Source organism: Luteolibacter sp. (assembly GCF_058122085.1).
Genome location: NZ_JBIKBQ010000033.1, coordinates 25,905 through 32,586 on the forward strand (window position 1 = coordinate 25,905; position 6,682 = coordinate 32,586).

General features: G+C 58.3%; 7 protein-coding genes. 4 read left to right on the forward strand and 3 right to left on the reverse strand.

Features of this window, described 5'->3' with window-relative positions; genetic code table 11:
- Positions 1–76: 76 nt before the first annotated feature.
- Together AC4DF4_RS06795 and AC4DF4_RS06800 are read right to left on the reverse strand one after the other, a co-directional pair.
- Positions 77–1,408 carry an NAD(P)/FAD-dependent oxidoreductase gene (locus AC4DF4_RS06795; RefSeq protein WP_490047358.1) on the reverse strand — a complete coding sequence of 444 codons (1,332 nt, stop codon included), beginning with the start codon at positions 1,406–1,408 and terminating at the stop codon, positions 77–79.
- A gap of 58 nt (positions 1,409–1,466) precedes the next feature.
- Positions 1,467–2,753 carry a cation:proton antiporter gene (locus AC4DF4_RS06800; RefSeq protein ID WP_490047359.1) on the reverse strand — a complete coding sequence of 429 codons (1,287 nt, stop codon included), beginning with the start codon at positions 2,751–2,753 and terminating at the stop codon, positions 1,467–1,469.
- A 556-nt stretch (positions 2,754–3,309) separates the two neighbouring features.
- Here AC4DF4_RS06800 and AC4DF4_RS06805 point away from each other — a divergent pair.
- The 4 genes from AC4DF4_RS06805 (at position 3,310) to AC4DF4_RS06820 (ending at position 6,419) form a co-directional block, all read left to right on the forward strand.
- Positions 3,310–3,633 (forward strand): hypothetical protein, encoded by a 324-nt coding sequence (locus AC4DF4_RS06805; RefSeq protein ID WP_488259264.1) that lies wholly within the window; start codon positions 3,310–3,312, stop codon positions 3,631–3,633.
- A gap of 107 nt (positions 3,634–3,740) precedes the next feature.
- On the forward strand, positions 3,741–4,112 hold the full coding sequence (locus tag AC4DF4_RS06810) for an NADH-quinone oxidoreductase subunit A (RefSeq protein ID WP_490047360.1): 372 nt from the start codon (positions 3,741–3,743) through the stop codon (positions 4,110–4,112).
- 295 nt (positions 4,113–4,407) lie between these two features.
- Positions 4,408–5,409: a flavodoxin domain-containing protein gene (locus tag AC4DF4_RS06815; protein ID WP_490047361.1), complete on the forward strand. Its 1,002-nt coding sequence runs from the start codon at positions 4,408–4,410 to the stop codon at positions 5,407–5,409.
- Entirely contained in the window at positions 5,406–6,419 is a 1,014-nt protein-coding gene (locus AC4DF4_RS06820; protein ID WP_490047362.1) for an ISL3 family transposase, read from the forward strand. Before AC4DF4_RS06815 ends, AC4DF4_RS06820 begins: the two co-directional genes overlap by 4 nt.
- Positions 6,420–6,492: 73 nt before the next feature.
- Here AC4DF4_RS06820 and AC4DF4_RS06825 read toward each other — a convergent pair.
- Positions 6,493–6,682: hypothetical protein (locus AC4DF4_RS06825; RefSeq protein WP_490047363.1), on the reverse strand; the 190-nt coding region annotated here is incomplete at its 5' end.

Genomic DNA, 6,682 nt, shown 5'->3' on the forward strand with positions numbered 1-6,682 from the left:
GGTCAGCTTAGAATTAGAATTCGCGTTTCTTCGACCTTTGACTTTCAGGCATTCGACTTTTAGACCCATGCCTCCTCTATGACACAGTGGCCCGGGCGCCTCCGGCCGGAGCCGCCTTCACCGCGTAGTATTCCGGCGGTTCGGTGTCCCATACCAGATGCTTCGAAGTATATTCGATCAACTTGCGTCCGTAGCGACTCCGCGTGCTCACTCCCGAGACCATGCGAGTGATGTTAGAGCTCAGATGTTTCTCCATGATCGCGGGTAGGGCCCATTTCGCATAGGTCTCCTTGAGCTTGGTGCCGCCCTCATACATCGAGAACATCCGCCCGTCGTAGAAATACTCGATCACCTCGCCCCACGCAGCATGCCAATCGCGCATCTCCGCCTCGATCGCGGAAAACCGTGCCGCCAGCTTCCGCGGGTTCGACAACACCCGCGGACCGCCTTTGAAAACCTTCCGATCGAGGATTTCAGCCATATGCATCGCCATGAAAAGCCCCGGCGAGAGCATGGGATCCACAAAGCCGAAGGAGTCGCCCACCGCGATCCAACCCGGCCCGTGCGCACGCTCGGAAATCAACTGATAGTTGGTGTAGGCCATCACCTCACTCACCCGCTTCCTGCCCTCGCCCGCCTTCTGCAGAATCGGTTCGGAATCGATGATGCCCTCCAATCGCTCTTCCGGAGTTTTGCCATGTCGTTCAGCGATCGCTCGATCGACCACCACGCCCACCGATACGCGGCCGGGCAGGGGAATCCGCCACGACCAACCGTGCTCCAGAATAGAAAGCACCACCTGTCCATCCACCAAACTTTCCGAATCAAAATCCCCGTAGTGCGCGAAATACGCCACGTCGTTGCGGGTCCCGCGAACCGCTTGGAGACCGAGCGTTTTCGCAAACAAGCGGGCTCTCCCGGTGGAATCCACCAACAATTTCGGATGCACGCCATTCATGCCCGCTGCGGCCAGGCTTTCCTCCGTCAACTGGATCTCGCGATCCGCGCCGCCCTTCTCCACCTTCGCCCGATACGGCACGAACTCCACGCCCAATTCCTCAGCGCGTGCGCGCAACAAATTGTCATACTCCGGGCGCGGAACATTGTAGGCATAGTTCGGAGTTTTCCCGAGCACGCCCTTGGGAAACAGAAAGTCCAAACGCTGGCCACCGCGGTGCATGAACGCCACGCCCGGCTTGAACTGGGAAAATCCCGCAACCCGCTCCTCAATCCCCAACCGCCGCATCAAATCCACCACGGTCGGCAAAAGAGACTCGCCCACCAGCAAGTCCGGCCGCTTGTCGTCATCGAAAATCACCACCCGAAAACCACGCTGCCGGAGCAGCGCACCCAAGGTGCACCCCGCCGGACCCGCTCCCAATATCGTCACATCGACTGGCTTATTCACATGCCATCCCTATGTCGTCATTCCCACCCATGCAAGCGCCCGCCGATAATGCTGAATTTCATGCGTCGATCTCTTCCGAGACAGGGCGGATCACTCTTTTGGAATGCTTCCCATACACCCACTCGAAAATCGGGCTGGCCATCAGCGTGGTGACGATCGCCATGATGACGAGGATGGCGAATAGCTTGGGCCCGATCACGCCCTTTTGCAGACCGATGTTGATGATGATGAGTTCCATCAGCCCGCGGGCGTTCATCAGCGCGCCGATGGCCAGCGAGGTGCGGTTGTCCTCGCCATTGAGCCGCGCGGCGGCCCAGCAGGCGACGCCCTTGCCCAGCGTGGACGCCAGCAGGACGACGACCGCCACCAGCAGGATCGAAGACTCCAGCATCACCGCGAGGCGGGTGTTCAGCCCGGAAAACGTGAAGAACATCGGCAGCAGGAAAATGACCGTGAACGGTTCCAGCATCCTCGTGACCTCCTCCGTGATCACGCCGCGCGGCATGGCGATGCCGAGGATGAATCCACCAAACACCGCATGAATGCCAATGGCATCGGTGAACCACGCACTCAGGCAAAACAAGCCCAACACAATGGCGAGCATCGTGGAACTCACCCCGCCCTCGCGCTCGGCAAGGGCGCCCAGTTTCGCCAGCAAACGCCGACCGCCGGTGAGCATGAAGGTGGCGTAAAGAACTCCGCCCGCGATGGCCAGCACCGCCGGGTTCACTTGCATACCCAGGAACACGCTGTCACCGCCGCCGAAGCTCGCCAACACGATGGCCAGCACGCACCACGCGGCGGCATCGTCGATCGCTCCGGCCGCCAGTGCCAGCGTGCCGAGTGAAGTTCCGGAAAGCCCGCGCTCGTAAATGATCCGCGCCAGCATCGGGAAAGCGGTGATTGCGATGGCAGCCCCGAGGAACAACCCGGCTTGGTAGATCTCCGTTTTTTCCGAGAACAAGCCGGGGACGTTCACCAGCCAGGGAGCCAGCAATCCGCCGAGCACGAACGGCACTACCATGCCCGCGATCGAGACGCTCGCCGCGCTCCTCGCCCGGCTGCGGAACAGCTCGATTTTGAACTCCATGCCCACGAGAAACATGTAAAGTCCCACGCCGAGTTGCGCGCCGACGTAAAGGATTCCACGCGTTTCCTGAGAAAAAAGTTTGGCGCTCGCCTCGGGAAATAACAGTCCCAAGAGCGAGGGGCCGAGCAGCACCCCGGCGATCATTTCCCCAACGACTTGAGGTTGGCCGATTTTTTTCCCCAACCACCCGACCGACCGGCAAGCGACAAGGATCACCGCCATCTGGAGGAAAAAGGAAGCGGCGAGTGTGTGCATGGCGTAGCTCTAAGGCAGTTCGGAACATCAGTGCAACACCTTTAAGGACGCGCGATGGCAATAGTTTCCGTTAGCATATGCAGACCTGGCGTTTTGCCTTTCACGTTCGTGGAGAACCTGCCGGAACGGGCCAGTGCATGATAGCCCCTGACCCTGATCCATGGCCAAGGCGTGAACCTAGGACGACCCGCTTCACTGGAACCGTGACTTGCAGGGATACATTTACAACCGACTTCGCTCAGAAGCGCGGAAGACGCTTTGGGAAAGTCGCTGAAGAAAGAATGCTTGGGTGTGGATTGAGCAAAAGATGCGGAGCCGTGCCATTATTTTGAATCCTTAAAGGAATTGGACTTCAGACGGCGCGCTTGGCGGAATCACATCCCACGGCTGCGTCCTTTCAAAGATTTTCGGGACGGTCCATGCCCTCTGCCCCCCTCTTTCAAAATAAGAGGCCGAATTTTAAATTAAAGACTTGCAAAATATTCTTGGTGGGCTGGGATAACTTGGGTGTTTTTTGAGTCGCTTTTGTCACAACCGGGTGTATGGTCACCTCGTTATGGCAATTACCACGAAACGTACCCGATTCTCCCGTCGCCTTCCTGACCATGTCACCGATGAGCTTTGCAATGTCCTTTCCGAAAAAAAGGTGTTCGGCTTTAACGATCTTTTCGAACGTGTTTTCGCAAATCTCAAATTGCGCAACGCAGTCAGCGGTGGCGAAGAAATGCTTCGCCTGCGCGCTTACGAAAAACTCCAAAACCTCGTGACCCGCGGCTTGGTTGAAAAGCTCGGCAAGGAATATAAGGGAACCGCCCGCGTGCATGAAGCATCGAGCGCCTACGCAGCCGCACAGGAAGCGGCCGCACAGGAGGAGGCTTGATCGCCGCCGGTTCTTTTGAAAGAACCCGCGCCTTCATCAGGCGCGGGTTTTTTTTCTACCTATTTCCGGCATCGCCCGCTAAGAGTGCCGCGTCAGCCCTCTGATTTATGCCACAAGATTACCTTCCCGTTCTTTTCCAAGTCCTGATTGCACTCGGTTTCGCCGTCTCGACGCTTTCCCTGAGTATCGTTTTCGGTCGCTCCGGAAAGCGCAACGCCATCAAGGACAGCGCCTACGAATGCGGCATGTTGCCGATCGGCGAAGGCGCTCCGAGATTCTCGGTGAAATTCTATCTGGTGGCGATGTTGTTCGTCATTTTCGACATCGAGGTCGTGTTCATGTATCCATGGGCCGTCCAATTCCGCGATCTCGCGGCCCAAGGCCCCACCGCTCTCGCGAGCATGGCAGGCTTCGCCGGCATCCTCGTTTTCGCTTATGTTTACGCGCTGAAGAAAGGCGCCCTGAACTGGAAGTCTTGAGCTGCGGTCGCCGACTTCGATCTTCCGATATTCCCCTCCGGAATTCAGGAAAACCCCAGCGGGAATCCTGCGCGATTGGCATGAAACGGGCTTGAGGCCCGCTACCATCCCGCAGGATTTCTGCCGCGTGGCAACGACCGATTATCTCCAGAGCAATGGTTTTCCCGATCCAAATTCCCAACGACGCCCCCTTCAATGCGGAGCAACGCGCATGGCTCAACGATTTCCTGTCAAAAGCGCTGGCCCCCGAAATCAGGCGGCAACTCCCGACGGCCCATCCGTCCCAGTTACCGTGATGTATGGTTCGCAAACCGGCACTGCAGAAGGCCTCGCCAAGAAGCTCGTCAAGACACTCAGGAAGGGAAATTTCACCCCGGAAATTCACGATATGGCCAGCTATGACCGCACCCGCTTGGCCAACAAGCAAAATCTACTCATCATCACCTCCACCTATGGCGACGGTGAACCGCCGGACACCGCGGCGGATCTTTACGGCTGGCTCATGAGCGACGCCGCCCCCCGGCTCGAGAGCGTTTCCTATTCCGTCCTCGCGCTGGGTGACAACAGCTACCCGGACTATTGCAAATGCGGCATCGAGTTCGACACCCGCCTCGCCAATCTCGGCGCGAAACGCATCTATTCCCGCGTCAATGTGGATGTCGATCCAGACGCACCTTACGTCGAGTGGTCCTCCGGCGTCCTGGCGATGCCCTCCCCTTCCGGCGCAGCCATTCCTGCCAGCGATCGATCCCCCGCGGAAACAGGCGAATCCGGCTACTCCAAGAGCAACCCATTCCCCGCTCCGGTCATTCAAAATTACAACCTCAACGGGCTAGGCGAGAAGCAAACCCACCATGTCGCACTCTCCCTCGTTGGCTCGGGTTTAACCTACGAAGTCGGCGACGCACTCGGCGTCTATCCGTTGAATCCGCCGGAAGTCGTTGATGCGATCATCGCAAACCTGCCCTTCAAGCCCGGCACCGTGCCCGCGCCCGCCGGCGGCGAGGTCCCGCTCCGCGACGCACTCATCCACCACTACGACATCGGCTCGCTCAACAAATCACTCATCCAGAAATGGCAGGCAAAAAGCGGCTCGCCTTTCCTGCGTTCGCTCGTTGCGGCGGACAACAAAATGACGTATGACGATTTCTGTTGGGGCCGCGATTTGGCCGATCTCGTCATTGATCATCCCGCTGATTTCACCGATGCCGAAGAGTTCGTTTCGATTCTGAAAAAACTGCAACCGAGGCTCTACTCCATCGCCTCAAGAGCTTCGTTTACCATTCCGTCAAAATGAGTGGAAAGGGAGACAAGACGCGGATCATCGCCGAGATTATCCCAAGGGCCAACGCCAGACCCAGATGCTCCGGCTGTGGAAAGCCGCGCCCGGGATATGACCGAATGCCCCGGCCCCGGGAGTTCGAGTTCATTCCGGTCTGGAACATCCCCGTCTCGCTCTCCTACACCATGCGCCGGGTGGATTGCCCCTCCTGCGGCATCAAGGTCGAAGCCGTGCCGTGGGCGCAGGGCAAGCACGCCTGTTGCGATGCCTATCGCCATTTCCTCGCCTCATGGGCCAGGCGCCTGAGCTGGAAGGAAACCGCCGCCTGCTTCCATACCAAGTGGGACACCGTCTGCCGTTCGGTGAAATGGGTCGTGGATTTCGGCATGAAACACCGCGATCTGGAGGATGTCACCGCCATCGGAGTCGATGAGGTCACCTACAGCAAGGGGCACAAATACATGACGCCGGTCTATCAGATCGACGGCGGGCGCAAACGCCTTCTCGGCGTCATCAGGGATCGCGACACCCGATGCCTCACCAGCTTCTTCGAGACCTTTGGAGCGGAGCGTTGTGCCAGAATCAAGGTCGTTTGTTCCGACATGTGGAAACCCTGTTTGAACGTCATCGCCGTCATGCTGCCCGCCGCGCTCAACGTGCTGGACCGCTTCCACATCGCCAAGAAGCTTGGCGAGGCCGTCGATGAGGTGAGGCGGCAGGAAGCCAAACAACTCGCCGCCGAAGGCTACGAACCCGTGCTCAAGAATTCCCGGTATTGCTTCCTGAAGCGCCGGTCCAATCTCACCATCAGACAAGCCACCAAGCTGCGCGACCTGCTCAAATACGATCTGAAATCCCTTCGGGCCCTGGCGCTCAAGGAAGCGTTCGACGGCTTCTGGCAATACGAAAGTCCGCGGTGGGCAAAATTAGCCAAGAAAAAAATTCTTCTCGAGGTCATCGGACACCGGCATGGTCGCCTGCGCCGAAAGCAACTGAATGGATGCCAGAACCGCAACCAGTGCTGATATTGATTTGCTGTTGCTTTTCATCTGGAATGGGGTGGCAGATAATCTCGATTCGATAGGTCCTTGGCTGGTTTCAATTGTTGGATTGCGCGAGAAGCCGCACCGGCCCGAGCAGGCCTGATGGCAGGAGCGGTTTTCTGGGATCGATTGGAATGTTCGTTTGCGTGCGGCGCTGGGTCTCCGGCAGGGCGCGGTCCCCTGCCAAACGGTTCGGCCACAGGTTGACCACTTCGATTTCAAGCTGGTTTTCACCCGGTTTGACG